The 25,747-nt window shown below is 47.2% G+C and carries 24 protein-coding genes, 1 tRNA gene, 2 rRNA genes and 1 pseudogene; 17 read left to right on the plus strand and 11 right to left on the minus strand.

Annotation, left to right across the window (positions count from 1 at the left end):
* Window positions 1-2: 2 nt before the first annotated feature.
* Window positions 3-917, minus strand: coding sequence for an SDR family oxidoreductase (locus MJO46_RS10490; RefSeq protein WP_253989262.1), 915 nt, complete (start codon window positions 915-917; stop codon window positions 3-5).
* A gap of 164 nt (window positions 918-1,081) precedes the next feature.
* On the opposite strand from MJO46_RS10490, the gene MJO46_RS10495 reads away from it, so the two are divergent.
* Entirely contained in the window at window positions 1,082-2,944 is a 1,863-nt protein-coding gene (locus MJO46_RS10495; protein ID WP_253989295.1) for an alkaline phosphatase D family protein, read from the plus strand.
* Here MJO46_RS10495 and MJO46_RS10500 read toward each other — a convergent pair.
* The 3 genes and pseudogenes from MJO46_RS10500 to MJO46_RS10510 form a co-directional block, all read right to left on the minus strand.
* Complete coding sequence (locus MJO46_RS10500) at window positions 2,931-3,851, minus strand: pseudouridine synthase (RefSeq protein WP_253989263.1); 921 nt, start codon at window positions 3,849-3,851, stop codon at window positions 2,931-2,933. The genes MJO46_RS10495 and MJO46_RS10500 overlap by 14 nt on opposite strands.
* 52 nt (window positions 3,852-3,903) lie before the next feature.
* A complete protein-coding gene (locus tag MJO46_RS10505; protein ID WP_253989264.1) occupies window positions 3,904-4,479 on the minus strand; it encodes an LON peptidase substrate-binding domain-containing protein in 576 nt (191 codons plus the stop codon).
* A gap of 144 nt (window positions 4,480-4,623) precedes the next feature.
* Window positions 4,624-5,592 (minus strand): annotated as a pseudogene (locus tag MJO46_RS10510) (alpha/beta hydrolase); the annotation flags it as partial.
* A 227-nt stretch (window positions 5,593-5,819) separates the two neighbouring features.
* Between MJO46_RS10510 and MJO46_RS10515 the strand changes: the two are divergent.
* The 4 genes from MJO46_RS10515 (at window position 5,820) to MJO46_RS10530 (ending at window position 9,972) form a co-directional block, all read left to right on the plus strand.
* Window positions 5,820-6,281: a YhcH/YjgK/YiaL family protein gene (locus MJO46_RS10515; RefSeq protein ID WP_253989266.1), complete on the plus strand. Its 462-nt coding sequence runs from the start codon at window positions 5,820-5,822 to the stop codon at window positions 6,279-6,281.
* 143 nt (window positions 6,282-6,424) lie between these two features.
* The gene (locus MJO46_RS10520) at window positions 6,425-7,345 is read left to right on the plus strand and encodes a manganese-dependent inorganic pyrophosphatase (protein WP_253989267.1); all 921 of its coding nucleotides are present in this window, start codon (window positions 6,425-6,427) and stop codon (window positions 7,343-7,345) included.
* Window positions 7,346-7,526: 181 nt separating this feature from the next.
* Window positions 7,527-8,141, plus strand: a complete 615-nt coding sequence (locus MJO46_RS10525) for a DedA family protein (RefSeq protein WP_253989268.1) — start codon at window positions 7,527-7,529, stop codon at window positions 8,139-8,141.
* A 202-nt stretch (window positions 8,142-8,343) separates the two neighbouring features.
* The gene (locus tag MJO46_RS10530) at window positions 8,344-9,972 is read left to right on the plus strand and encodes a methyl-accepting chemotaxis protein (RefSeq protein ID WP_253989269.1); all 1,629 of its coding nucleotides are present in this window, start codon (window positions 8,344-8,346) and stop codon (window positions 9,970-9,972) included.
* Window positions 9,973-10,113: 141 nt separating this feature from the next.
* Here MJO46_RS10530 and MJO46_RS10535 read toward each other — a convergent pair whose 3' ends face one another.
* The 4 genes from MJO46_RS10535 to MJO46_RS10550 all read right to left on the minus strand — a co-directional run bounded on the left by MJO46_RS10535 (window position 10,114) and on the right by MJO46_RS10550 (window position 13,825).
* Window positions 10,114-11,481, minus strand: a complete 1,368-nt coding sequence (locus tag MJO46_RS10535; protein WP_253989270.1) for a thioesterase — start codon at window positions 11,479-11,481, stop codon at window positions 10,114-10,116.
* Window positions 11,482-11,617: 136 nt separating this feature from the next.
* Complete coding sequence (locus tag MJO46_RS10540; RefSeq protein ID WP_253989271.1) at window positions 11,618-12,658, minus strand: MJ1255/VC2487 family glycosyltransferase; 1,041 nt, start codon at window positions 12,656-12,658, stop codon at window positions 11,618-11,620.
* Window positions 12,659-12,717: 59 nt separating this feature from the next.
* Window positions 12,718-13,230: a phosphatase PAP2 family protein gene (locus MJO46_RS10545; RefSeq protein WP_253989272.1), complete on the minus strand. Its 513-nt coding sequence runs from the start codon at window positions 13,228-13,230 to the stop codon at window positions 12,718-12,720.
* Between the two features lie 358 nt (window positions 13,231-13,588).
* Entirely contained in the window at window positions 13,589-13,825 is a 237-nt protein-coding gene (locus MJO46_RS10550) for a YgjV family protein (protein WP_198782076.1), read from the minus strand.
* Between the two features lie 325 nt (window positions 13,826-14,150).
* Between MJO46_RS10550 and rraA the strand changes: the two genes are divergently transcribed.
* From rraA to hemB, 12 genes are all read left to right on the plus strand, one after another.
* The gene (gene rraA, locus MJO46_RS10555) at window positions 14,151-14,636 is read left to right on the plus strand and encodes a ribonuclease E activity regulator RraA (RefSeq protein ID WP_253989273.1); all 486 of its coding nucleotides are present in this window, start codon (window positions 14,151-14,153) and stop codon (window positions 14,634-14,636) included.
* 130 nt (window positions 14,637-14,766) lie between these two features.
* Complete coding sequence (locus tag MJO46_RS10560) at window positions 14,767-15,831, plus strand: formimidoylglutamase (RefSeq protein ID WP_253989274.1); 1,065 nt, start codon at window positions 14,767-14,769, stop codon at window positions 15,829-15,831.
* Window positions 15,832-16,077: 246 nt separating this feature from the next.
* Window positions 16,078-16,833 (plus strand): bifunctional demethylmenaquinone methyltransferase/2-methoxy-6-polyprenyl-1,4-benzoquinol methylase UbiE, encoded by a 756-nt coding sequence (gene ubiE, locus MJO46_RS10565; RefSeq protein WP_198782074.1) that lies wholly within the window; start codon window positions 16,078-16,080, stop codon window positions 16,831-16,833.
* On the plus strand, window positions 16,833-17,453 hold the full coding sequence (locus MJO46_RS10570) for an SCP2 domain-containing protein (RefSeq protein ID WP_253989275.1): 621 nt from the start codon (window positions 16,833-16,835) through the stop codon (window positions 17,451-17,453). The genes ubiE and MJO46_RS10570 overlap by 1 nt, the downstream gene beginning before the upstream one ends.
* Complete coding sequence (gene ubiB, locus MJO46_RS10575; RefSeq protein ID WP_253989276.1) at window positions 17,450-19,099, plus strand: ubiquinone biosynthesis regulatory protein kinase UbiB; 1,650 nt, start codon at window positions 17,450-17,452, stop codon at window positions 19,097-19,099. The genes MJO46_RS10570 and ubiB overlap by 4 nt, the downstream gene beginning before the upstream one ends.
* A gap of 59 nt (window positions 19,100-19,158) precedes the next feature.
* On the plus strand, window positions 19,159-19,398 hold the full coding sequence (tatA, locus tag MJO46_RS10580) for a Sec-independent protein translocase subunit TatA (protein ID WP_011790907.1): 240 nt from the start codon (window positions 19,159-19,161) through the stop codon (window positions 19,396-19,398).
* Between the two features lie 6 nt (window positions 19,399-19,404).
* Entirely contained in the window at window positions 19,405-19,881 is a 477-nt protein-coding gene (tatB, locus tag MJO46_RS10585; RefSeq protein ID WP_253989277.1) for a Sec-independent protein translocase protein TatB, read from the plus strand.
* Between the two features lie 3 nt (window positions 19,882-19,884).
* Entirely contained in the window at window positions 19,885-20,634 is a 750-nt protein-coding gene (gene tatC, locus MJO46_RS10590; RefSeq protein WP_253989278.1) for a twin-arginine translocase subunit TatC, read from the plus strand.
* Window positions 20,635-20,679: 45 nt separating this feature from the next.
* On the plus strand, window positions 20,680-21,234 hold the full coding sequence (locus MJO46_RS10595) for a hypothetical protein (RefSeq protein WP_253989279.1): 555 nt from the start codon (window positions 20,680-20,682) through the stop codon (window positions 21,232-21,234).
* The gene (locus MJO46_RS10600; protein ID WP_253989280.1) at window positions 21,234-22,037 is read left to right on the plus strand and encodes a TatD family hydrolase; all 804 of its coding nucleotides are present in this window, start codon (window positions 21,234-21,236) and stop codon (window positions 22,035-22,037) included. The genes MJO46_RS10595 and MJO46_RS10600 overlap by 1 nt, the downstream gene beginning before the upstream one ends.
* Window positions 22,030-23,904 (plus strand): diguanylate cyclase, encoded by a 1,875-nt coding sequence (locus MJO46_RS10605; protein WP_253989281.1) that lies wholly within the window; start codon window positions 22,030-22,032, stop codon window positions 23,902-23,904. The genes MJO46_RS10600 and MJO46_RS10605 overlap by 8 nt, the downstream gene beginning before the upstream one ends.
* Before the next feature lie 9 nt (window positions 23,905-23,913).
* Window positions 23,914-24,924, plus strand: coding sequence for a porphobilinogen synthase (hemB, locus tag MJO46_RS10610; RefSeq protein ID WP_253989282.1), 1,011 nt, complete (start codon window positions 23,914-23,916; stop codon window positions 24,922-24,924).
* Between the two features lie 402 nt (window positions 24,925-25,326).
* On the opposite strand, the gene rrf (MJO46_RS10615) is transcribed toward hemB, so the two are convergent.
* The 3 genes from rrf (MJO46_RS10615) to rrf (MJO46_RS10625) form a co-directional block, all read right to left on the minus strand.
* Window positions 25,327-25,442: ribosomal RNA gene (gene rrf, locus MJO46_RS10615) — 5S ribosomal RNA — on the minus strand.
* 35 nt (window positions 25,443-25,477) lie between these two features.
* Window positions 25,478-25,553 (minus strand) — tRNA-Thr (locus MJO46_RS10620).
* A gap of 72 nt (window positions 25,554-25,625) precedes the next feature.
* Window positions 25,626-25,741 (minus strand): 5S ribosomal RNA (gene rrf, locus MJO46_RS10625).
* Between the last annotated feature and the right edge of the window lie 6 nt (window positions 25,742-25,747).

Genomic DNA, 25,747 nt, shown 5'->3' on the forward strand with positions numbered 1-25,747 from the left:
TCCTACAGAGTGAGTCCAAGTGCGGCAAGTGCACCACTCGATTGCGTTAATGCTTGGCGCACGCCAGTGGCGAAATGAATGTCAGAGCGAATACCGAGCGCCGCTAAACGAGCACAACTTAAAGTACAATCCCTCGGCCTTTTGGCGCTATCCGTCGGCGTAGATTCAGGCGTTAGGTGCGCCGTACTGAGTTGTAAAATCTCCCCTAGGGTCAGCAGCATTTGATACTTAGTCATAGTCTCTGCGGCGCTAAAGTGATAAATCCCCTGAACAATTGAGCGCTCAATATGCTGTGCAATCAGTTTATCTATGGCATTGGCAATATCGGCGGTTGAGGTCGGGCTGCGCACCGCCCAATTATCGATCCCCTGCGGGCGCTTATCCATCAGCAGCTGGATCAGTACTAACACCGCAGACTCACTGAGTTTTTCGACTTGGCCATAGAGGATTGGCAAGCGCAGCACCGCAAAATCGGGGCTAGTATTTAACACTATTTCTTCGCCCCTACGCTTTGACTCGCCGTAAAAATTAACGGGGTGGGTCGCGGCATCTTCGGCATATTTTGGTTGTGTGCCATCAAAAACATAGTCGGTGGAAATATAAATAAGCCACGCATGATTAGCTTTGGCAGCCTGAGCTAAAGCTTGACTGGCGGATAAATTCAGCGCCAAGGCCGCCTGCGGATTTTGCTCCGAGACATCGGGGCGGCGTTCTGCGGCACAGTGGACAATCACTTGAGGACTGTGGTGGGAGACAAAGTCGGCGACTGCATTAGGGAGGGTAAGATCGAGCCTATGCACGCTATCACTGGCGCGACTAAAACCCGTGGCGACAACCTCATGCCCTGTTAATTCAAGCTGTTTTATGACAGCCCTGCCGAGTAGCCCAGTCGCCCCCGTTACCATGATCTTCGCCATATGCCATCACCATTCGCGCTGAAATTTGGCTTATGATTCTAAAAGCTTTTCATATTCAACGCACTTGTTTACTCTTGTTTGCCGAAGTTAATCCCATAAAAGTTAATCCCATATAAGAAAGGCTGAATTTGAGTTCAACACTTCCCTTAATATTGGCGGGGCCAATGCTGCGCCACTGCGATGCCTCGCATTTTACCCTGTGGTTTGTTAGCAGCGAGCCTTTGACTGAGCTTAAATTACACTTAGGTGAGCAAGAATATCCGTTGCAAGATACTGATTTGCATTATGTGCCACTCGGACAGCATGCCCATCAATACCTTATTACCCTGTCGCGCTCCGAGTTGCTCACGCCCAATAGCGTCACAAGCTACCGAGTGTTGGCCAGCCAGCATGGGGATATTTTTGCCCACCTAAGCGAGCTGAACTACGGCCAAGCCGATACGCCAAACCTGCGTTTCACGCCCCAATTAACCCATATTTACCATGGCTCTTGCCGTAATCCCCATCACCATAGTGACGATGCCTTAGTCGCCGCAGATGCACGATTATCACAGATAATCGACAGCAATTTAGATGACAGCAATTTAGACGAGCGCCCAGCCTTGATTATGCTCAGTGGCGATCAGGTCTATGTGGATGATGTTGCAGGCCCCATGCTATGTGCGATCGGCCAAGTGATCACACTACTCGGTCTTAACCATGAGTTATTTGAAGGGGCGAATATCCAAGGCAGCCAAGACATTCGCTACCAACCGATGGAACTATATCAGCGGCATAAAAACCTGCTGCCCCATACCCAGTATCCTGCCAAAACCGCACTCTGGCGTTGGTATCGCAATCATCCGATTTTCACTTCATCCATCGCCGAAAATCACTTAGTCAGCCTGAGTGAAATGATCGCCCTGTATTTACTTACTTGGTCACCCGAGCTATGGGATTTAGTCGAACTGCCCAAGGATATCGAAGGTTTAACACCCGCCAATAGCGCACGCTGGCGCAAGGAATGGCAACACTTACTCGCCTTTAAAGCGGGGCTGAAACAAGTCAGGCGTTTTATGGCGCACATTCCGGTTTATATGATGTTTGACGACCATGACATCACGGACGATTGGAACCTCACCGCCAAATGGGAGCAAGCCGCATACGAGCATGCATTTTCGAAGCGTATTATTGGCAATGCTTTGATTGGCTATGTTTTATTTCAAGGACTAGGCAATGCACCGGATAAGTTTTCTAAAGAGGTAAGGCCTCTATTGGATGCTTTTTTTAAGCAGCCGCAGGCCAAACTACAGGATGAACTTATCGATAAACTGCTGCAATTTGAGCAATGGCATTACACCCTAGACACCTCTCCCAAACTCGTCGTGCTCGATATCCGCACCCGCCGCTGGCGCAGTGAATCCAATTTGGCTAAACCCTCTGGGCTAATGGATTGGGAAGCCCTAATGGATTTACAACAGGAGTTGCTCGGCCAGTCTAAGGTCATTATTGTCTCACCGGCACCTATGTTTGGGGTCAAATTAATTGAAGCGGTGCAGCGCACAGCCACGTTGATGGGAGCATCCCTATTAGTGGATGCCGAAAACTGGATGGCCCACCCGGGCGCCGCTAACAGCCTACTGAGTATTTTTATGCACCGTAAAACCCCAGAGGAATTTGTGATCCTCTCGGGGGATGTGCACTACTCCTTTGCCTACGACATCAGCATTCGCTTTCGCCGTAGCAGCCCAAATATTTATCAAATTACCTGCAGCGGGATTAAAAACCAATTTCCTGAAAAGTTACTGCCACTTTTCGACAAGCTCAACGGTTGGTTTTATGGCCATTTTTCACCGTTAAACCTACTGACGAAACGCAAACGCCTGTTGATCCGGGGGAGACGCCCCAATGGCGAGCGAAGCCAACGTCTAGTCAATCGAAGTGGTATCGGCATCTTGACCTTGGCAGACAATGGTGCGCCGACAAAAATCGCCGTTTTACATGGCGATATGAGTGAAACCCTATTCGAGCCTCCTAAACAAGCGTAAATCCTTCACATTGAATATCATGGTGAATCCCGCTCACAGGGTCGATAAAACGTAAACGCTGCGCCATCAGCTTCAGGGGTGTGGCAAAGTTATCCGGCCCTTTAGGTAATAAAGTTGGATAAAATCTGTCATTTAATAATGGCATACCGAGACTGAGCATATGCACGCGCAACTGGTGGGTCTTTCCCGTAATCGGGCTTAGGTGGAATAAGCCTACATCCCCCTCGATTGCCACCAAACTGATCTCAGAGTGGGTATTCGCTTCCCCTTCAACCACTTGCATAATAAAACTCGGTTCACTCGGCTGCATACGGTTTTTCACCGTCCAATGCAGTGGCAACGACAGACAGCCCTTTCGATATCGCTCGATAATATCGGGGGTCAGTTTGGCCATCGCTTGATAGTCTTTACGGATAGCATCGTCGACAAAGAGTTGGTGGTATAGATGCCGGGTTTGTGGCCGCGTGGTCATCAGGATCACTCCTGCGGTTTCACGATCTAATCTGTGGGCTGGCGCGATCGTCTCGATACCTGTGCGTAATCTTAATCTGTGCACTAGGCACTCATTGACATAGTTACCGCTTGGGGTCACAGGTAAAAAATGGGGTTTGTAGGCCAAGATGACATTTTCATCCTGAAAGAGGATCTGCTCTTCGAAGGGGACCTGAGTTTCCACTGGCACTTCACGGTAATAATAGACCCGCGCCGTAGGCCGATATGCCGTGTCTAATGTAATCACACTGCCATCCTGCCAATGCACTTTGCCATCGAGGATCCGTTGCCGCCATACCTCTTCTCCCATACGGGCAAAATGGCTCGCGAGAAAGGCAAACACGGTTGATTTATCGGTGATTTCCCGAGGAAGGACCACATAGGAAGGCTGAGCTGCGCGGGCGGTTTGAGTCATATAGAAAAATAGCGGCCAAATATAGCCGCTATTCTAGCCCCTATGCGGTTTTTCAGTCCACATGGGACTTGATCAGTTGCAGCACAAAATCCATGGTTTTATGACAGTCGGGTTGGTTTACGAGTAAGAGTTTATCCTTGTTATACATAGGTAAAACCTCTAGCCAGCGCTGACTAACCCAAGCGGCATCCTCTAAATGCACTTGGGAGTAGAGTTCGAGCAAATCCGGGTTTACTTCATAGAATTGCTCCAGTGCAGCGCTGATCAATTCGAACTCGCCTTGAATGGGCTCTTCCTGCCAGTTACGACAAGGTAAAGTGCGCGCCATCCACAGTTTATCCTTAGCCTGTGCCGCCGAAAGTATACTGACGCGCTGCCGCCCTTCGAGCACTATGCTGAGGGAGTCATCTTCAAGCTGGTTAAAATCGATAATATCGCATTGGGTGGCGGTGGGATAACAGGGAGGGCTGCCCCGCGGCCTCATTGCCGCAAAGGCCAAATCGTATCGACCTTTTAACACATCCGCGACCATTCGTAGATGCCCAGGTTCGACCACGCGGACTTCAATCCTTCCCTGTGGCAGTAACAAGGCATCGCGCATAAGTAACGCCATTTCTCGTGTTTGCATAGCAACCTCCTGCCCTCAAATAGAAGGAAACGGCCATCCGCTCGCTCGTATTCCCTATTAACTTAGAGTGTAGCAGGAGAAATTATTTCCTTCCTAAAGCCGCTGAGTACAAAAAAGAATTTTGTGTACTGTCCGCTCGCAGGCCTAAAAATGCTCTAGCCTTTCCATCAAATTCCCCTTCGCGAACACTTCGGCAAACTCCTCGGCTAGGCGCTCACTCAAGGCGACTGAGGTTCGCCAATATTTGATGCGCTGCGCCGTATCTAATTGCTTAAAGTCCTCGCGGTCGGGGATTTTGCCAAAGGGTAGCGACGCGACAAACTCCGCCGTTGGCGCCAGCACTAAGGCGTTATGATAATTGGCGTGAGCATGGCGCCAAGTTAACGACTTATCAAACCATCCTGGGCTCATATGGGGATAAAAATGCGGATACAGGGTTAATCCGGTGGCATGGGATAGCGGCAAATCGAAGTGATAGTCGGTAATGCCGCCATCGTAGTATTGCCCAGCGGCCACGCCATCAATCTGAGATACAGGCGCAAGCACCAGTGGAATTGACCCCGTAGCCAACATCACCGCATCCATATTAGTCTCGGTGAGTTGCGCTTGCTGACTAGGTAAATCCTTAAGTTGTAAAAAAGGCGATGCCGCAACTTGTTGGCTAAACACCACACGCTCAAAATGCCAGCCTAAGGTTTTGCGGCTGAATAAATTAGTTGCCGCCGCGATAGCAAGACCTGTCGCCAGTGGCAGTTTATGGCTAAAACAATTTATGTGCTTAGCACGGCATGCAATTAAGTGACTGTGAATATAAGCATGGTTGACTATCTCGCGCCCACCCGTTTCGCCAAGAATGCCTCGAACTATCCCCTTAACCTGCTCGCTTACCTCCTGCGGAGTCGGCATGGTTTCATAACGCTGACCAATATAATAATCCTCTAAACGCGCGTAGGCTTTTAGTGGATCTTGCTGTGCCAAACAGGCTAAACGCCAGGCGCCGGAGGATGCCCCAAAGGTGTATAGCGGCGTTTGTCTGTCTTTAAAAAATTCCGTAAAAAGATACTTATCAAGCCCTGCGATACCCAGCCATTTAGGGCCACCGGATGCGGCGAGAAAGCGTAATGCTGACAAATCTGCAGTCCTTTAAACGAGTCCAATCTCGATGAAAATACCCCATTAAACCACGACAACCGCCACCCATAAACCGCAGAACCGCCTTCAGGCATAAGCCGATGCTTAGTCGCTGCGGGGGTTTATCGCTAATTCCCGTGTGTAAACGATCGAGATCTGCTTATAATCTTGTCTATTCTCACCGTTCACGTCTTCATATTGAGTAACCTATGATCGTCGACACTTTAGCTAATCGTGATATTTATCAATCCTTAAACCCACGCCTAGCCACAGCCTTAACGCACCTAGCGACCACAGATTTTAGCCAATTGCCCGTGGGTAATTATCCCCTCGATGGCGACAATATTTTTGTGATAGTCAATGACTACCACACTAAACACAGATCGACAGAACCCTTTGAAGTTCATCAGAAATATATCGATGTACAATATGTGTTCAGCGGTGAGGAAGAGTTTGGTTATCTACCCTTAGCCGGCCAGACGCCATCAAAACCCTACTTTGAAAAACACGACTACGCCGAGTTCGATTATGAGTCAAACAGAGCCAATGCCTCGTATATCAAACTCAAAGCAGGCATGTTTGCGATCTTTTTCCCCGGCGATATGCATATGCCGGGCACGGGCGATATTGCCACTGCGGTGCGTAAAGTCGTCATAAAAGTCAAGATTTAAGCCTGAAACAATACTTGCCGAACCTAAGCTCAGTATTTTTAGCCTAATAGCGACTTAAGGGCGCAGTGATATGCGCTTTGGCTATTTCCGAATCGGGTCAAATATTGTTAAAATTGCCATAAATTTAAAGGAGAGTCCCTGAAATGCCTATTTACGTTGTCGGTCACAAGATCCCCGATTCTGATTCAATCTGCGGTGCTATCGCGTTAGCCTATTTAAAAAACCAAATCGGTGAAGAAGCCATTGCCGCACGTTTAGGTGAGTTATCGCCAGAAACTGCTTTTATTTTAGAGCGTTTCGGCTTTGAAGCGCCAGAATACAAAACCAGCTACGCTGGCGAGCAAGTGTATATCGTTGACCATTCAGAGCTGACCCAAGCGCCGGACGATATCGCTAAGGCAACGATCGTCGGGATTGTCGATCACCACAAACTTGGCGATCTGACCACAGATACACCATTAGAATGTTGGATCCGCCCAGTCGGTTGCAGCAACACTGTTATCAAGATGATGTATGACTTCTACCAAGTGGCTATCCCTAAAAACATCGCTGGCATTATGATGTGCGCCATCCTCAGCGATACCGTGATTTTCAAATCACCGACTTGCACCACAGCCGACATTCGCTGCGTTGAAGCCTTAGCCGAAATCGCCGGTATTGAGGATTTTAAAGCGCTGGGCATGGAAATGTTCAAAGTCAAATCTGCCGTTGAAGGCACACCAGCACGCGATCTGGTTATGCGCGACTTTAAAGACTTCAATATGAACGGTAACTTAGTGGGTATCGGCCAGTTAGAAGTCATTGATCTGTCAGTATTTGATGATATCAAAGCTGGATTAGAAGCCGATATCAAAGCACTAAAAGTGGAAGGTAACCGCCACAGCGTATTGCTACTGCTGACTGACATCATGAAAGAAGGCTCAGAACTGTTAGTGGTTTCTGACGATGCCGACTTGATCAATCGCGCCTATGGCAAGACTCCTGTCGATGGCAAAGTGTGGTTAGACGGCGTATTAAGTCGTAAGAAACAAGTTGTGCCACAACTGCAAGCCGCATTCGCTTAAGCACGATAATAAATATTGAGGGCCGAACTCAGTTCGCCCTTTTTTATTCCCGCCATATTCACCATTAGGCTTGCCGCTTTAGCGCTAAAAATCCTAGATGAAACTTTGCCCATAAACCTATCCAGAGGTTTAGTGTGGCGAGTATGATTGCCCAATCTAGCGTCAATATTGTCTTTATCCCATGCCCGAAGTTCTACAACATCTCATCACCGAAATGACACCTTGGTTGCAGCAATACGGTTATCTGCTGCTATTTATCGCCATCGCTCTTGAAGGATTTGGTATTCCTGCACCGGGGCAGTCTCTGCTGATTGTCGCCAGCCTATTAGCCGCTACAGGGCAAATGTCACTGCCGCTGGTATTGATGATTGCGGCCTGTGGCGCCTTAACCGGCAATAGTTTGGGGTATTTGATCGGCTGGCGTTTTGGCGATGTGCTGCTTAAAAAAGGCTGGATAAAGCCGCAACTCGAAGACAAAATCCACGGCATTATCGGCCAATATGGCATTGTGGCCTTAGTGCTTAGCCGTTTTATTGAAGGATTAAAACAATTTATGTTTATCGGCTGTGGCCTAGCGAAAATGCCCTTTCGGCAATTTGTAGTTGGTAATATCCTCGCCACCAGCATTTGGGTCACATTGTTTGGTTTAGGCCCAGTGTTAATCCGCGATGAAATCGCCCCAATGCTGGCGTTTTATCATCAACATAAATATCCCACATGGGCGATAGTGAGCCTGCTAATTGCCTTTTTGCTTATCCTCACTTGGCGAAAGTGGCAGACAAAAAATTCGCAATAACTTGTTTATTAGGCATTTTAATGCACGACTAGCATGAACTGGCATTGTAACAACCAATCTGCTTGAGCACGTGGCGAAGGTTTCACCAGAAGCGGCAAACATCAATCTATTAATATGGTTGTTGAGTGATCTAAAATCGTCACGTTAACGTACACTAAACATCAAATAGCAAGAAACCTAATATCAAAATAAGGTGTTATAAATGAATGTAATAAAACGTTTGTATTCGGGCTTCGCAGTGCTGCTATTGATCATGCTTGGTATCACACTCTTTGGCCTGTTCAAAATCAGCATAGCAGATCAAAATTTGACAGAACTGTCCGAGCAAACCGCCGTAGAACAACGCCAAGCCATCAACTTCCGTGGTAGCGTCCATGATAGGGCTATTTCTATTAGGGATGTCGTTCTAGCCAAAGATAGCGATAAATCAAAATTACACCAAAATGACATTATTCGTCTGAATGAGTACTACCAGAAAGCGGCACTTGTATTAGATAACATGTACGCCAGAGTGAAGCACAGTCAAGAAGAACAAAACCTGTTACGGTCAATTAAAGAAACCGAGGCTTCAACTTTATCTTTGACTGAGAACTTACTGGCTATGGTCAACAATGGCCGCCAAGCCGAAGCAACCGATTATTTAATTACCACAGTTTCACCTGCATACAGCGAATGGCTTAAGCGAATTAATAAGTTAATCGATTATCAAGAGGAAGCAATACAACATCAAGTTGCCTCCGCCCGTGAGCAAACAAACAGTTTTCAGTGGATTATGCTCGTTGTGACCACTATTGCGATTATTATCGGCTCCCTTGTGGCTATGAGTACCGTTAATCGATTAAAAAAACTCGTTGGTGGCGAGCTTGAATATGCGGCTGCTGTGATAAAAGAAATCGCATCTGGTGATTTAACCACACAAGTCAAATTCCATACTTCGGAAAGTATTTTAAGTGCACTTAAAGATTTAACTGACCATATGTCGGGGATCACTAAAAATTCGATCAAAGCGGCCAGCGAGTTACTTGCCGCATCAAATGAATTATTACTCACCGCACAGTACAACGAGGAGTTGATAGGTAATCAAAAAGCTGCCACAGAACAAGGCGCAACGGCAATTAATCAAATGTCTTCGACTGTTTCCGAGGTCGCAAACCACACCAGCGATGCGGCTGTGTTAGCGCAAACCGCCATGAATGAATTCACGGCTGGGCAGAATGAAGTCGCTAAAACCCAAGCAAGCATTAATCAGCTCGCGGATAAAGTCAGCGAAGCGGCTGAGGTTATCAATAATCTGTCGGAAGATAGCCGTCAAATTGGTTCAGTATTGGAAGTTATCCAAAGCATTGCAGAGCAAACTAATTTGCTTGCACTCAATGCCGCAATTGAAGCGGCAAGAGCCGGCGAACAAGGTCGTGGTTTTGCTGTTGTTGCCGATGAGGTTCGCAATCTAGCCCGCCGCACTCAGGAATCCACAGGGCAAATACAAACGGTTATCGGGAAGATGCAAGGCAACTCAATGAACGCAGTAGCAGTGATGAATGAAGGTAAAGTTCAGGCTGATATCAGCGTCCAACAAGCCAAATCTGCAGGAGACTCCTTGTATGCAATCAATCTATCAGTCACTAAAATAAGTGATATGAACACCCAGATTGCTACAGCAGCGGAAGAACAATCCGTTGTAGCCTCAGAAATCAATCATAACTTTAGCGAGATAACCCATTCAGCTTCGCTCGCAGAGGAACAAGCCAGTAAAATTACCATGGCAAGTGAAAAGCTTGAGGTACTGGCAAAAACCTTAGAGCAAAATGTTAAACAGTTTAAAACGGCATAATCTCGTTAAAACAACCACCAGATTGGCAGATAACGTCAAGTTCAATCTGGTGGTATTCGCCCTATCTTTAAATGATTAAGTCCTCTCCTAGATAACTTAAATGTCTTTAGCCTCTGGTTGAGATTCAAGATTGTCCTTTAGCTAAATCTCAGGCTGTGGCCGTGGTTCAGGATCAATTGGTGCTGGTGGTTCTTTGGAGATAGATGACTCACCTTGCTTAGAGTCTGAATTTTGCTCATTCGGTAAAGGCTCGACAATAACAACGGGCTCTTCTGGCACTGCCGTTTCACCTTCAGCAGATGTTGCTGCATCAGACTCCGGTGCTAAGGCGCCGAGATCTTGGTTAGCGGGACTTTCCACCGCATGTTTAGGTAATTGATTTCGATACAAATCAATCATCCCCATCACCTCGGACAAGGCTTTAGCGTGATCCGGCGTCAAGATACCATTGTGCCCGGAGACAATTTCATCGGACACGGCCAGCACCCACACGGCCTGCATATTGGCATCGGGACAAGTTTGCACACTGCGGCGAGCCTGCAGGCGCGCACGAATTTTCCAACCCGAATGGGGCAAGGTCATCATACAACCGGGGATTTGATCGTGGGCCATTAAAGCCGATGGCACCTTAATGGGAGTATCACAGTTTCCTGCAGAACATTTATCAATATCGTGGGTAATGGCCCAGGAGTTGCCCACGGCACGCTCACCGTCTTTGATATAGTTAAAGGCTTCTTTTACCGCAAAATCCCCCTTAGACTGCAATACCACCATGCTCGGTTTTTGCCTATCAACACTCACCAGCGTATCTAATGGCCGGTACTCCTTCGCCGGGACAGCAGGGTTTAACAACAAGAATAAATTCGGGTTATCCTGTTGATTATCAATAGCCGTTTTAATGCGATCTTTACTCGCATGCAAAACGACAGCCCCGCCAAGGCTATGGCCTATCACGGTATAACGCAGCAATTTATGCTGCGCAACTAACGTATCGAGCTTATCCAATAGTTGGGATAAACCTAACTGACCTATACGTTTAGCGACCCGTTTACGCTGCAAAATGGTTGGGAAATCTAAGGGTTCAATCCAACTTTTCGCATCATCTGAACCATCGAGCCAGAATGGATCATATTTATCACCACGCCAGCCAATATAAAGGCCAAGCAAGTTACGCTGGGCATCGGACGCCGCCATCTGCTGATAAAACTGCTCGAAGGCAATAAAGTTTTCATCCTTTGGCTCGGCACTGTGGTGCCAACCATGGACAAAAATCAGCAATTCGGGGACTGTGTCGGTATTGGACTGTAAAATTCGCGCCTGCAAGCCCTGCCATTGCCCATCATTATGGGGTTGACCTTGATCGTTAAACTCAATGACGTGGAAGTTTTGTTTGGCCGTATCAGGGCTAGGTATATGGTAAGCCTGATCGGGAATAAAAGTGAGCAAAACACAAAGAGACAACAACATCAAAAACAGTAACTTGTACTGAGTAAACTTCTTTAGGCTCATTTATAACAACATAATTAACGGCCAGACTAGGCCAACATAGACACGCTGAAAGGAACTTACAGCAAAATTGACGAAATTATACGCTAACCCCATTGGCCCAGCTAGTGCCTAATTGACTTTCATCGCAATGAAAAACTTAGCGCCAGGTATCGGGGAGCGTCACTTGGCTCCATAGATCTTGGCATAAGGGCTGACTATGGCGCCAGTCGCCACCATGGATCCATTTAACGAGTGTATCCCCCACTTGAGGGTAAGCAATAGGGTTAGGCGATGCCGTTTTCAGCCAGCGCTTTACCACATTAATATCGAGACTCATCATGCTATCTCCAGCGCCCAATAACTGTAGTGCGGCAACATTAGACAGTTGCTCAAACTGACCTATCAGCGGTTTGACTAAGAGTTTTTTACCTAAGGTTAATGCTTCGCTAGCAAGCTCAAAGCCGGCATTGCCTATCACTCCACCGCAACTGGCAAGATGCTGCTTAAAACCGTCACGATTAAAACCATGCCATTTAATATGTTCAGCAACTTGCCCCTTCGGCTGTTGGCTGTGGTACACCAAAAATTGATAATCACTAAAGGGCTTGAGGAAGTCCGCAATCAGATCCGCGTCTTCAAAGGGTAAATAAACCAAGATCTGGTGCGTGTGTTCAATCGGGCTTGCATCAACCTCGACAAAGGGAGGCAGGATCGGAAAACCAAAGTGATGCCAATGGCACCCAAGCGCGACATCCACGGGGGCGAAGTAATTGAGCAATAACTCATTAAACCAAGTGCTACCGAGTTTAGGCACAGGGTGAGTCAACGCCGCTTGGTGACTTATACCGATAGAGGGCACCCCCTGACGGCGAGCAGCCCAAGCCGATACGGGTTCAAAGTCATTTAACACTAAGTCATAACAACTTAAATCAAGGGCTTGGATATCCTTAAGTAACGACAATGAGAGATTTTGCCGCACCGTTTGCGACACATTAACGCGCCCAGAGTGGGTCGCAAATGTCATCCCCGCCTGCACGCGATAATCGCCAAAACATTCCATATCGAAAAACTGCTCAGGCTTACGGCCAGAAAATAAAAAATCTACTTTGATATCATTTTTAATCAGCGACTTAGCCATCACGCGCGCACGACTTAAATGGCCATTCCCTGTGCCTTGGACTCCGTAGAGTATTCGCATTGCTTATCCTTTAATCGATGGATGATGGGGAGTTTCAACAAATGAGATCCGAAACTGAGCTAAATGACGGGATATACCAAACATACGGCTCCAGTCCCCAATAAAGCGCCCGCCACTATATCTAAGGGATAATGCACACCAAGGCAGATACGCGAACCACCTATAGCAAGGGCCCATACATATGCGGCAGGGGCTACAGCCGGGTAAACCTGTGCCACGCTCGTTGCCATCACAAAGGCGGCGGCCGTATGTCCCGAGGGTAAACTGAAACGATCCGATGGCTCAAAACCGCTTTCAAAGCCCACCAACCCATGGCAGGGCCTTATGCGGCGAATGCTATTTTTCAATAACAAATACAAAGGTAACTCGACCAAAAAACTCGCTAACATCAAGTTGAATAAGGCCTGCCCTTGGGCATGTGTCAACATTAAGCCCAGCGAAAGATACAAATACACATGTCCATCGCCGCTCGCAGACACCCGCTTTGCATGGGCATACAAACCGTGGCGCTGCGTGCAGTTTACAATATGAAAAAACATTCGCTTATCTAAGTCTGCAACGTAACTCAACATAGAACAGGCTCCTTACTGGTATACCAGCGAGTTTTACTGCGATGTTAATTGGTGCACTCTCTCGACAACGCTTAGCAGACTTGGCTTTAATGCTCTCGATTTATCAAGACTAAGGCGCAAAACTAAGGCCGCTATTCACGATTGAATTTGTTTAACTCATAGTGAGATGGTGTGAGACTAAGAAATGGCTATGACGCCTAAGTGACATCTGGCCTAAAGTTTTATGACAGTCCCATAGGTGACTAAGGCTTTTGAGGTGGATGAAGCAGGAAGAAAGGTTAAAAAATATTGAGGAAGCCATTGTGTTGCCCCTAGTTTAAATCAGGGCAACACAATGGGATCAGGCCCAAGCTAAGATCTAGGAACTCGCCTTAGCGCGGTAAATTTTGGTCAAATGATAAATATTAATACAGGCAACAAACGCATTCATTCCCGCGACTGGCCAAGCCGAGATGAATACGCCATAGATCACAAACAGGGTACAGCCCACAAAGTTCAACCATCTTAACCAGATGATATTCTTCATCATTAATGAGATAGCCACCATAACAGAGGCAAAATAACCAATAATTTCAATCGTGTTTACAGCTTCCATAGGCACCTCTCGAAGGCCCTCTACCGTCCATAAGCATAACGGGGGGTCCTTGCCCCTAAAGCAAATTTAGTTACGTAAGTTAATTTAATCTTGGGATATAATATCAAAGTGCGCAACAGAGTTGTAATAAAAAACCGTTATTTAATGACTAATATCAAGTTTTGAGCACGAATTTCGATCCTGTGACGAAAAAATATTACAGACTGTGTTAACGAGCCAGCGGCAACAATACCGTGATTGATAACACTTTTCTTTTCATAGATCCCTTTTATACTGGCGTAAACTCGCTAAACTGTACGCAACGCGGATCAATAGGAGTGTAAATATGGAATACAACACCTCAGAACTATGTGACATGTACTTAGATGTCGTAGATGTAGTCGAGCCCATGTTCAGTAACTACGGTGGTTGTAGCTCTTTTGGCGGTTCTATTAGCACTATTAAGTGCTTTGAAGACAACGGCCTAATCACCGAGGTCCTACAAGAAGATGGCCAAGGTAAAGTCTTGCTGGTCGATGGTGGTGGCTCATTGCGCCGCGCACTTATCGATGGTGCCATTGCAGAACTTGCGGTGAGCAACAATTGGGAAGGCATTATCGTTTACGGCTCTGTACGCGATGTGGATACATTGGAAGAGTTAGACATTGGTATTCAAGCGCTTGCTTCTATCCCCGTGGGCGCCGATGGCAACTCAGTGGGCGAGGTGGAAATTCCGGTCAATTTTGGCGGTGTGACTTTCCTACCCGGCGACCATATCTACGCCGATAACACTGGCATTATCCTATCGCCTGAGCCACTCGATATTGAATAAGTAAAAAAGATATGACAAGAAAGCCAGCTAAGCTGGCTTTTTTATTATCTATTCTCCTTTACTGGCATTGAATAATCGCCCTAGCCTGCGCCACAATAAGCGATCTCTGGCCCTATAAGAACTCTCCCCTATGCCCGAATTTATCCCTTTTACCCATGCCGATATTGCAACCTTGGTTAGCCCAAGAACCGGCGAAACTAAACTTGGCCAATGCGTGCACCTCGCCAATCACGAACACTCACTCGAAACCATACTCGCCACGGCCAAGGCCCACGGTGCGGTTTTTGCGATTGTTGGGGTTGGTGAAGATATAGGTCCTCGGGCAAACTTAGGCCGCGGCGGTGCCACCGATGCTTTTACCACTAGCATGCGCCAATGGCTCAATCTGCAATCGAACCGATTCTTGTCTGGCGCCGAATGCCTAGTGTTAGGCCAAGTTAACACCGCCGATCTACAGCAACAAACCGCAACGAATACCACAGCTAACAGTGGCGTCACCTTAGATGAATTACGCGATGCAGTGGAGCAGTTAGATGAGCGCGTGATCCGCATCGTCAGCGCCATCCTTAAAGCGGGTTTAGAACCCATACTCATCGGCGGCGGTCACAACAATGCCTATGGGTTATTGATGGCAACCTTCGCCCATTACCAGCGCCAAGTTGCGGCGGTGAATCTCGATCCCCATTCGGATTTTCGTCTACTCGAAGGCCGCCATAGCGGCAATGGTTTTAGCTATGCCGCCGACCGTGGTGCCCTAGGGTTTTATCATGTGCTCGGGCTACACGAATTAAAAAACAGCGAAGCTAATTTAACCCAGCTGACTGAGTTTGGTGGTTCTTGGCATAGCCTGCAGCAAATTTGGGTGCGCCGCGAAATAAGCCTAAGCCAAGCCTTAGTTGAAATCGCCGCCAAACTAAATGACACCGCTTTACCCGTAGGATTAGAGCTCGACGTCGATGCTATCGCTAAAATGCCCAGTAGCGCTTCTACGGCGGCAGGCGTGCCACTGCTCGATGCGGCGTATTATGTCAGTTACATCGCCCGCCACTGCCCCTGTGCTTATTTGCACTTGGCCGAAGCTGCACCGAGTTGTCACGAAGCGGGACTTGAAGCCGGTTTTAGGGATGTAGGTCAGAGTCTAAGTGAGCTTATCTATGCTTATGTGCAGGCTCGTATACAGTTTTTGGCGCAGTAACTGGGCATCAGTTATCTATGACTCGGCGCTAAGCTATTCACCAAATCCTGATATTGTGGTCTAATGCCAGTCCGTTTTATGTGGTCGATGAGCACTCACCTCAAGGACTGATAGAAAGCGACTAAAACTGACGCATTCAAGTGAGTTTACTAGCTCGATCACAGAGTGATAGATCAAAGATTCAGCAAATGCTGGCGATGGCTTACACTCGCAGCTAATACATTGCAAAACAATAGGAACACATTGATGTCTGAGGGCGAATCTAGAAGTACCCACTTTGGTTACAAAACCGTTGAGGCCGATAAGAAGGCCGATCTCGTTGCGGGCGTGTTTCATTCAGTCGCCGCAAAATATGACATTATGAATGATGTGATGTCCTTCGGCATTCACCGTTTTTGGAAGCGTTACACCATTGAAGTGTCTGGCGCACGTCCCGGCATGAAAGTGCTCGATTTAGCCGGTGGTACCGGTGACTTAACCGCCAAATTCTCCCATCTTGTGGGTGACAAGGGCGAAGTCGTGTTAGCCGACATTAACGATTCTATGCTTAAAGTCGGCCGTACTAAACTGCGTGACAAAGGCATAGTCAACAATGTCAGTTATGTGCAGGCCAATGCCGAAGCACTGCCATTCCCCGACAATCACTTCGACATCATTACCATCGCCTTTGGCCTGCGTAACGTGACCGATAAAGATGCCGCGCTGCGTTCAATGAACCGCGTGCTTAAGCCGGGTGGCAAGTTATTAGTGCTGGAGTTTTCTAAACCTCAGCATGAAATCATGCGCAAAGTGTATGATTTATACAGTTTTAAAGTCTTACCTAAGATGGGTGAACTCATCACCAAAGATGCCGACAGCTATGAGTATCTGGCCGAGTCGATTCGCATGCACCCAGATCAAGACACACTGAAACAAATGATGGTCGATGCCGGCTTTGAACAGGTCGACTACACCAATATGACCGACGGTATCGTCGCCCTGCACCGTGGTTATAAATTCTAATGATGCCGCAGGAAGTGGTGCTACTCGCCTGTGCCGCAATGGAAATGGGCCTGAAAAAACTTCAGGCCCAAGCGGGTGATGACTATTCACGCCAGCGCCAGTTGCATGGCAAAGTGTTTCGCATTCAATTGTCGCAGCTTAGCTGGCCAATTTATTTGGTATTTGCCAAAGAGATCCAAGTGCTCAGCCGCTACGAAGGGGATGTTGATGTTAGTCTGCACGCCGATGCGACCACTTTGTATCGCGTGACCGAAGGCGCTAATCTGACTGAACTAATCAAGCAAGATAAACTCAAGCTTGATGGCGATCTCAATTTATTACAAAGCTTTAGCCAATATTTACGCGCTATCGAGTTTGACTTTGCCGAGCCAATATCCCGCTATTTAGGTGACGGACCAACCCACAAACTCATCAGCACAGGCAATCAAGCAAAAGGTTTTGCCCTGGATGTTTTACGCAAAACCCGCTCCCATTTAGGCCAGCTCGCAGTTGAAGAATATCGCCTCGCGCCGCATCAAATTGAATTAGTCCATTTTAGCGACAAAGTGGATGATTTAGTGCTCGACACCCAAGTGCTTGAACAACGGATTGCCCAATTAAGAGATCAAATTAAGCTATGACCCTTGCCAGTATCCGCCGCGGTTATCATGTCATTAAAACCCTACTCCAATATGGGTTGGATGATGTATTACCGCCAAAGATGACCCCTTGGTACTTTAAACTCGCCCGTAATAGCTTATTTTGGATCCGCAACAAGCATAAAAATAAGCCCGGTGGCGAACGCTTAAAACTGGCGATGCAGGAGCTTGGCCCGGTTTATATCAAGCTTGGGCAAATGCTCTCGACCCGTCGCGATTTACTCAATGATGAGTGGGCCAATGAGCTCGCCATGCTGCAGGACAAAGTGCCGCCCTTCGATGGAGTGCTCGCTCGCCAAGCGATAGAAGCCGAACTCAAAGCGCCAATAGAATCCTTATTCGATAACTTCGATGAAACCCCCTTAGCTTCTGCGTCGATTTCCCAAGTGCACACGGCGACGCTCAAATCAAATGGCAAGGCGGTAGTACTGAAAGTGCTACGCCCGAATGTAGAAGCCAAGATCCAAGCCGATCTGCTGCTGATGTCGCAAACCGCCAAACTGATTGAATATCTTCTCGGTGAAGGCAACCGCCTGCGCCCCGCGGAAGTGATTGAAGATTACCGCGTGACCATTTTAGGCGAGCTAAACCTAAAGCTTGAGGCTTTAAACGCTGTTAAGTTACGTAATAACTTTCTTAACTCGGATGCGCTCTATGTGCCTTATGTTTATGAGGAGTTTTGCTATCCACGCCTGATGGTGATGGAACGTATTTATGGTATTCCTGTCTCTGATATTGCCGCCCTCAAGGCACAGGGCACTAACTTCAAGTTGCTCGCCGAACGTGGGGTAGAGCTATTTTTTACTCAAGTATTCCGCGATAATTTTTTCCATGCAGATATGCATCCGGGCAATATCTTTATCTCGCTCGAACACCCAGAAAACCCCTACTACATTGGCCTAGATTGCGGCATTATGGGCACGCTCAGCGAAGTCGATAAACGCTATCTCGCCGAGAATTTTCTCGCGTTTTTCAACCGGGATTACCACAGAATCGCCCAGCTCTACATTGAGTCAGGCTGGGTGTCGGAAAAAACCGACCTACAGGCCTTCGAGCAAGCCATCAAGGTCGTTTGCGAACCTATGTTCAACAAACCGCTCGATGAAATCTCCTTTGGTCATGTGTTGTTAGAGCTATTTCGCACCGCACGCCACTTCGATATTATTGTGCAGCCGCAATTGGTGTTACTCGAAAAAACCCTGCTTTATATCGAAGGATTAGGCCGACAACTTTATCCGCAGTTGGATTTATGGCAAACCGCTAAACCCTTTTTAGAGCAATGGATGGCCGAACAAGTAGGCCCTAAGGCCATGTTTAAAAAGGTATCCACAAAACTGCCATATTGGTCTGATAAGCTACCAGAATTCCCTGAACTGATTTATGACAATCTAAAATTAGGCAGGAAATTGCTGAGTTCTCAGCAACAGATGCTAGATAAGTATTTAAAATATCAGCAGCAGTCACATAAGAGTAATTACTTGCTTATCACTTCTGCAATTTTATTGATCTGTGGCACGTTATTGTTCAACCAAGACGCTACACTGTGGACCCCTTACGTGTGTCTTATTTCAGGCGCAATATTGTGGTTTTTCGGATGGCGATCTAGGCCAAAGAATCGTAAATTTTAGCTAGCACTAATTAATCAGAGGTTCATAATAGAACCGATATCAATTAAGAGGATACCTTCATGGGTGGCATTAGTATTTGGCAACTTCTGATCATTGCGCTGATCGTTGTCTTATTGTTTGGAACAAAGAAATTACGCTCTTTGGGCGGTGATTTAGGTGGTGCGGTTAAAGGCTTCAAAAACGCCATGTCTTCTGAAGAAGATAAAAAGGCATTAGAAGACACCGAAGCGGCTAAAACAGCGCAAACAACTCAACAGGCGACGGAAAAGAAGCCAGAGTCTAACAAAGAACAGGCGTAACTCCTTATGTTTGACGGTATCGGCTTTATGGAGCTGCTGCTGATCGGTGTTCTGGGGCTAGTGGTTCTTGGCCCCGAGCGTCTACCGGTCGCGGTACGTTCGGTAACGAGTTGGATCCGTGCGATGAAGCGCATGGCCAACTCGGTCAAAGAAGAGCTTGAACAAGAGCTAAAGATCGAGCAGTTGCATGCGGATCTCAAAAAAGCAGAGAGCAAAGGTTTAGCCAATCTTTCGCCTGAACTTCAAGAGTCTATCGATCAGTTGAAGCAGGCTGCGCAGTCAGTGAATCGACCTTATCAAGTGCAAGATCCTGTTTCCCAAAACACTTCTGCACAAGGGGAACCGATCCACAACCCCGCGCAATTGAGCCAAACTAGCCCGACAAGCCCAGTAGAGGCGAGTCTAACTTCGGCGTCTCCCGCCGCTCACAGCGAGCCATCCCAGGGCGCGGATACCCGTTCTAACCCGAAAGCCAACGGATAATTCATGTCGCAACAGCAGCCACTTATCAGCCACTTGCTTGAACTTAGGTCCAAGCTGCTTAAATCCATTGCCAGCGTGTTAATCGTATTCATCTGCAGCGTATATTGGGCAAATGACATTTACCACTACATGGCAATCCCTTTAATGCAGTCTTTACCCTTGGGTGGCAGCATGATTGCGACCGATGTCGCCGCACCTTTCTTTGCACCTTTTAAACTCACATTGGTACTGTCATTTTTTGTGGCAGTACCCTATGTGTTATTCCAAATCTGGTCCTTCGTGGCGCCAGGTCTGTATAAACATGAAAAACGCTTAGTCATGCCGCTGCTCTTTAGCAGTACAGTGCTGTTTTATTTAGGTATCGCCTTTGCTTATTACGTTGTATTCCCTGTGGTATTTGGCTTCTTTGCCAACACAGCACCCGAGGGCGTTCAAGTCGCGACGGACATTAGCAGCTATCTGGATTTTGTCTTAAAGCTGTTCTTTGCTTTCGGACTGTCCTTTGAAATTCCCATCGCCGTGGTTTTACTCTGTTGGTCAGGAGTGACATCTCCCGAAGATCTAAAGCAAAAACGTCCTTACATCATTGTGGGCGCCTTCGTTGTTGGCATGCTATTAACACCACCGGACGTGATTTCCCAGACTATGCTTGCAGTACCAATGCTGTTATTGTTCGAGGGTGGTTTATTCGCGGCTCGTTTTTATAGCAAACCGAGCGACGAGTCGGACGAAGAAGAACAAACGAACGACTAACGCCCATTGCTGGCGTTAGAGCATATAAGAATAAGGAAGATCCTGATGCGCTTAACTCTTACGGCTGCAGCGATTATGCTGTTTACGGCCCAAGCCAATGCCAGCATTGAACAACAACTGACTCAGTGCGCAGCAACTGCTGATAAGCTTGAACGCTTAATTTGCTATGATAACCTCGCTGCCAGTATAAAAGGCACACCTGCCACATTAGAGACTCAAACAGCACCAACGGGTGTCGCCGCGGTTGTAGCTGCACCGGCTGTAGCCGTCGTGGCCGCTAGCGCTCCAGCAGCTCCAGCAGCTCCAGCAGCTCCAGCAGCTCCAGCAGCGAACATTGAAGATAACTTCGGTATGGAAGCCAAGCGTGTCCAAGAAAATACCGTCGATAAAATTTATCTAGACGTGCAGTCTGTTTCTGAAGACCCCTATGGCGCGCTCAAAGTGACATTCACTAACGGCCAAGTCTGGAAACAAACCGAGGGTCGCAAATTCAGCCTAAAACAAGGTGAAAAGGTCTATATAGAAAAGGCCGCCCTAGGTTCTTTCCTAATGGGTACCGATAATCGCAATGCCCAGGTGAGGGTAAAACGCCTTAAATAATGCCCTCATACATAGATATTGCAGTCAACTTGCTTGGCAGTGCACTCGAACCAGACATTGCAACGATAGTAGAAGCGGCGGCGGAACAAGGGGTTTCGCCGTTAATCGTTATTGGCAGCAATTTAACTGAAAGTGCAGCGGCGATTAAGCTATGCCAGCAGTATCCCAATCAACTCTACTGCACCGCTGGCGTACACCCACACCATGCCAGTGAATGGCAACCAGCTTCCAAGCAAGTTCAAACTGAATTATGCCAGGCACCACAGGTCGTTGCCATTGGTGAATGTGGACTCGACTATAACAGAGACTTTTCACCGCGCCCTGCCCAGCGCCAAGCATTTATCGCCCAACTAGAACTTGCCATAGCACAACAAAAACCAGTGCTAATGCACGAGCGAGATGCCCACGAAGATTTTATCGCTATCCTGCGTGAATATCGCCCACAGCTTACGGGGGCATTACTGCACTGCTTTACTGGCACTCACTCGCAAATGGAAGCCTATATTGACCTCGATTTACACTTAGGCATTACGGGGTGGGTCTGTGATGAGAGACGCGGGCAAGAATTAGCAGCACTAGTGCCATATATTCCACAAAATCGCATTTTAATCGAAACAGATAGCCCTTATCTTTTACCGCGAAGCATGCGGCCCAAACCCAAATCGAGCAAGAACAAACCTGAATACTTACCCTATATCGCCGAATATATCGCTAATTTACGGGGCGAAAATGCTGACGAGTTTGCCAAACACTGCTACGAAAATAGCTTAGCGTTTTTTAATTTGAGTCGTGATAATGGCTAGAATTTGCACTTTGTTATTCTTTATCTGGCTGCTGCTACCAACACCGAGTCTCGCGGCTTTAATGCATATTGATGACAACACCCCAACACCCTTGAATCTCACGCCTTGGCTAGTAGCGACTCATCCTAGTGCGTCGAGTCAATTGGCTGATATCCAAAGCCTACCTAAAAAGGAATGGCATAATTTTACCCATGATGATATTCAAAAACTAAGCCTGCATAACTTTTGGCTTAGCTTTAGTTTGCATAGTGATGACGAAACTCTTTCCCGCATACTCGCCCTCAATAACCCTTTATTGGATAACGTCACGATTTACCACCTTGTCGACGATAAGCTGGTCAATACAGAGCATATGGGTGACACACTTCCCTACACGGAACGACCTCTACTGAGCAATATTTTCCTTTATCCCTTCAAGATAAATCCCCATGAGCGACATACCTTTTATCTGCATATAGAAACAGAAGGTAGCGCCGCAATTCCCCTAAACCTGTGGTCAGCCAATGACCTAGCACAAATAGCCGAATCCACCGCCGTCGAGCATGGATTTCAATTAGGTGTACTTGCCGCTATCGGGATTTTTAGCCTTTTTATTGCCTTAGCTTCAGGCTCCTTCAGTTATAGCTACTACTCAGGTTATGTCCTGAGTATGACGTTATTAGTTGCCACCATTAATGGCTTTGCTTTCCGTTTTCTCTGGCCTAATTGGCCTGCATTACAACAGCTGATGGTGCCGATATTATTACCTTGGGTGATGGCCTTCGCGTTAATGTTTACCGAGAAAATACTGCAACTCAAATACCATAACCGCCGTATGCTATTGATATGCCGTTACAGCGCTGTGTATATTCTATTGGTGAGCCTGTTGGTTCCCTTCGTACGTTACGGCACAGTCCTTTATATCGAAATTATTTCCGTTGTAGTCCTCAGCGCGATTTTGATGATGCTCGCCATTGTACAAGCGATTAACGGCCACAAACTCGCAAAACACTACACCATAGGCTGGGTGAGCATGCTCACAGGCGCTTGTATTAGCGGCCTACTCTACCTTGGCGTTATTAATTTGAATATAAAGCCACAGACCCCCGTGATGTTTGGACTCACTTTTGAGATCATCTTCATGTCACTCGTGCTCGCTATTCGTTACAACGATGAACGCAAAGCTAAATTACGTATTCAGCAGGAAGCATTGAAACAAGCGCAAAAAATACGTAGCGCACGGGAAGAAGCATTAAAACTTGAAGCAGAGACCAATGAGAGGCTCGAGCAAATGGTGCAAGAGCGCACCCTAGAACTTGAAATAACCCTCAGGGAGTTGCATGAAGCCAATCAAAAGCTCACTGAACAAAGCACTATCGACAGTCTAACCGGAGTTAAAAACCGTAGTGCCTTCGATAAACGCTTGCTTGCAGAGAGCAGGATCAGTCGCCGCCAAGAAACGCCCATCGCACTATTAATGCTAGATATCGACAGATTTAAATCGATCAATGACCACTTTGGACACTTAGCTGGCGATGAAGCATTAAAGAAAATTGCCCAGACATTACAACAACATTTAAAGCGTCCAACGGATCTAGTATCACGTTTTGGCGGCGAAGAGTTTGCTATTATTCTCCCCAATACAACGGCGGAAGGCGCGCTGAAAGTCGCTGAAGGCATCCGTAATGCCGTGACATCGATAGACCTAGAATGGGAGGGGAAACCCATCCCATTAACCATCAGTATCGGAGTCAGTGCCGATATCATGGCTAGCGAACAACACAGTACCGAATTACTAGAACAAGCTGATAAAGCTCTCTATCAAGCGAAAAACAACGGGCGCAATCAAGTAAAATTGTATGTGCCAGCAAGAGCAGAACCTAATTAGGAGTCCAATGTGAACATCATTACCAGTGCTTTCCCACAGCGTAGAATGCGCCGCATGCGTAAACATGATTTCAGCCGCCGTCTGATGGCAGAGAATCATCTAACAGTGAATGACCTAATCTATCCTATGTTTGTGCTCGAAGGCACTAACCGCAGCGAGAAAGTCGCCTCCATGCCAGGGGTTGAACGTTACTCAATTGATTTACTACTGAAAGAAGCCGAAGAATTAGTCGAGCTAGGGATCCCACTTATCGCCCTTTTCCCTGTGACACCCGCAGAGAAAAAAACCTTAATGGCAGAAGAGGCATACAACCCAGACGCCCTAGTACAACGTGCCGTGCGTGAGCTTAAAAAGGCCTTCCCACAACTAGGGATTATGACAGACGTGGCACTCGACCCCTTCACGACCCACGGTCAAGACGGCATTATCGATGAAACAGGTTACATCCTGAACGACATCACCACTGAAATCTTAGTTAAACAAGCCCTATCACACGCCGAAGCGGGTGCAGATATTGTCGCCCCATCGGATATGATGGATGGCCGCATTGGCGCCATTCGCCAAGCGTTGGAAGCTGCTGGCCATGTCAACACCCAAATCATGGCTTACTCTGCCAAATACTCCTCAAGCTACTACGGCCCATTCCGCGATGCCGTCGGTTCTGCTGGGAATCTTAAAGGTGGTAATAAGCACAGCTATCAAATGGATCCTGCCAATAGCGATGAAGCGCTGCACGAAGTCGCACTGGATATCCAAGAAGGCGCAGATATGGTGATGGTAAAACCCGGCATGCCATATCTCGATATCGTTCATCGCGTTAAGACAGAGTTAGCAGTCCCTACCTTTGCTTACCAAGTGAGTGGTGAATATGCTATGCACATGGCTGCCATTCAAAACGGCTGGTTAGCCGAGAAAGCTATCGTCATGGAATCACTGCTGTGCTTTAAACGTGCTGGTGCCGATGGCATCCTTACCTACTTTGCCAAACGCGCAGCACAGTGGCTAAAAGAGGCAAAATAACCCTTTCTAACCCCATAATTGAAGAGCAGCACTTAGCTGCTCTTTTTTTTGTGATTTCACTTTCCGGGCGTAAGTGGATAGGCCACTTAATAACGTTAGGGATAAGTCGGGTTTTAAAGCAAAATTGAGTGAATTACAGACGTAAAAAAGCCAGCTTATTCAGCTGGCTTCGTTACATCTCAATGAGATAATTAGGCGCTTGGCGATGACCTACTCTCACATGGGGGTGAATTCATGGTGCTATAAATACGCAGTATTTAGCCATGATTGAACGCGAAGAAGCTTGTCTTCGTAGCCGAGGAGCCCGCTTAGCGGCGGGTCGACATCGAGGTAGGATTTCGCGAAGCGTATAAACACAAAAGCCCTAGCGGTTTAGGCTAGGGCTTTTGTGTTTATTTGGATGCTTGGCGATGACCTACTCTCACATGGGGAGACCCCACACTACCATCGGCGCGATTGCGTTTCACTTCTGAGTTCGGGATGGGATCAGGTGGGACCACAATGCTATTGTCACCAAGCAAATTTTGTTTCTAGGAAAATACACTAGATTATATGGTGCTGATACCCAGAATCGAACTGGGGACCTCATCCTTACCAAGGATGCGCTCTACCGACTGAGCCATATCAGCAATTCTTTATCATCAATGATGATTAATCTTTTTTGATTTCACCTTATCTAAAGGTGGAAACCTAAATTAGGCGCTTGGCGATGACCTACTCTCACATGGGGAGACCCCACACTACCATCGGCGCGATTGCGTTTCACTTCTGAGTTCGGGATGGGATCAGGTGGGACCACAATGCTATTGTCACCAAGCAAATT

It is taken from the genome of Shewanella sp. KJ2020 (assembly GCF_024197625.1).
Lineage (GTDB): Bacteria > Pseudomonadota > Gammaproteobacteria > Enterobacterales > Shewanellaceae > Shewanella.

What these genes read in the sequence shown, in the direction of transcription:
- MJO46_RS10550 (WP_198782076.1), bottom strand. Translation starts at nt 13,825, where the DNA reads ATGGAAGCTGTAAACACGATTGAAATTATTGGTTATTTTGCCTCTGTT.
- tatC (WP_253989278.1), top strand. Translation starts at nt 19,885, where the DNA reads ATGTCGCAACAGCAGCCACTTATCAGCCACTTGCTTGAACTTAGGTCC.
- MJO46_RS10525 (WP_253989268.1), top strand. Translation starts at nt 7,527, where the DNA reads ATGCCCGAAGTTCTACAACATCTCATCACCGAAATGACACCTTGGTTG.
- MJO46_RS10595 (WP_253989279.1), top strand. Translation starts at nt 20,680, where the DNA reads ATGCGCTTAACTCTTACGGCTGCAGCGATTATGCTGTTTACGGCCCAA.
- MJO46_RS10500 (WP_253989263.1), bottom strand. Translation starts at nt 3,851, where the DNA reads ATGACTCAAACCGCCCGCGCAGCTCAGCCTTCCTATGTGGTCCTTCCT.
- tatA (WP_011790907.1), top strand. Translation starts at nt 19,159, where the DNA reads ATGGGTGGCATTAGTATTTGGCAACTTCTGATCATTGCGCTGATCGTT.
- ubiB (WP_253989276.1), top strand. Translation starts at nt 17,450, where the DNA reads ATGACCCTTGCCAGTATCCGCCGCGGTTATCATGTCATTAAAACCCTA.
- tatB (WP_253989277.1), top strand. Translation starts at nt 19,405, where the DNA reads ATGTTTGACGGTATCGGCTTTATGGAGCTGCTGCTGATCGGTGTTCTG.
- MJO46_RS10520 (WP_253989267.1), top strand. Translation starts at nt 6,425, where the DNA reads ATGCCTATTTACGTTGTCGGTCACAAGATCCCCGATTCTGATTCAATC.
- MJO46_RS10505 (WP_253989264.1), bottom strand. Translation starts at nt 4,479, where the DNA reads ATGCAAACACGAGAAATGGCGTTACTTATGCGCGATGCCTTGTTACTG.
- MJO46_RS10515 (WP_253989266.1), top strand. Translation starts at nt 5,820, where the DNA reads ATGATCGTCGACACTTTAGCTAATCGTGATATTTATCAATCCTTAAAC.
- rraA (WP_253989273.1), top strand. Translation starts at nt 14,151, where the DNA reads ATGGAATACAACACCTCAGAACTATGTGACATGTACTTAGATGTCGTA.
- MJO46_RS10495 (WP_253989295.1), top strand. Translation starts at nt 1,082, where the DNA reads ATGCTGCGCCACTGCGATGCCTCGCATTTTACCCTGTGGTTTGTTAGC.
- MJO46_RS10600 (WP_253989280.1), top strand. Translation starts at nt 21,234, where the DNA reads ATGCCCTCATACATAGATATTGCAGTCAACTTGCTTGGCAGTGCACTC.
- MJO46_RS10490 (WP_253989262.1), bottom strand. Translation starts at nt 917, where the DNA reads ATGGCGAAGATCATGGTAACGGGGGCGACTGGGCTACTCGGCAGGGCT.
- MJO46_RS10605 (WP_253989281.1), top strand. Translation starts at nt 22,030, where the DNA reads ATGGCTAGAATTTGCACTTTGTTATTCTTTATCTGGCTGCTGCTACCA.
- ubiE (WP_198782074.1), top strand. Translation starts at nt 16,078, where the DNA reads ATGTCTGAGGGCGAATCTAGAAGTACCCACTTTGGTTACAAAACCGTT.
- MJO46_RS10570 (WP_253989275.1), top strand. Translation starts at nt 16,833, where the DNA reads ATGATGCCGCAGGAAGTGGTGCTACTCGCCTGTGCCGCAATGGAAATG.
- MJO46_RS10545 (WP_253989272.1), bottom strand. Translation starts at nt 13,230, where the DNA reads ATGTTGAGTTACGTTGCAGACTTAGATAAGCGAATGTTTTTTCATATT.
- MJO46_RS10560 (WP_253989274.1), top strand. Translation starts at nt 14,767, where the DNA reads ATGCCCGAATTTATCCCTTTTACCCATGCCGATATTGCAACCTTGGTT.
- MJO46_RS10530 (WP_253989269.1), top strand. Translation starts at nt 8,344, where the DNA reads ATGAATGTAATAAAACGTTTGTATTCGGGCTTCGCAGTGCTGCTATTG.
- MJO46_RS10535 (WP_253989270.1), bottom strand. Translation starts at nt 11,481, where the DNA reads ATGAGCCTAAAGAAGTTTACTCAGTACAAGTTACTGTTTTTGATGTTG.
- MJO46_RS10540 (WP_253989271.1), bottom strand. Translation starts at nt 12,658, where the DNA reads ATGCGAATACTCTACGGAGTCCAAGGCACAGGGAATGGCCATTTAAGT.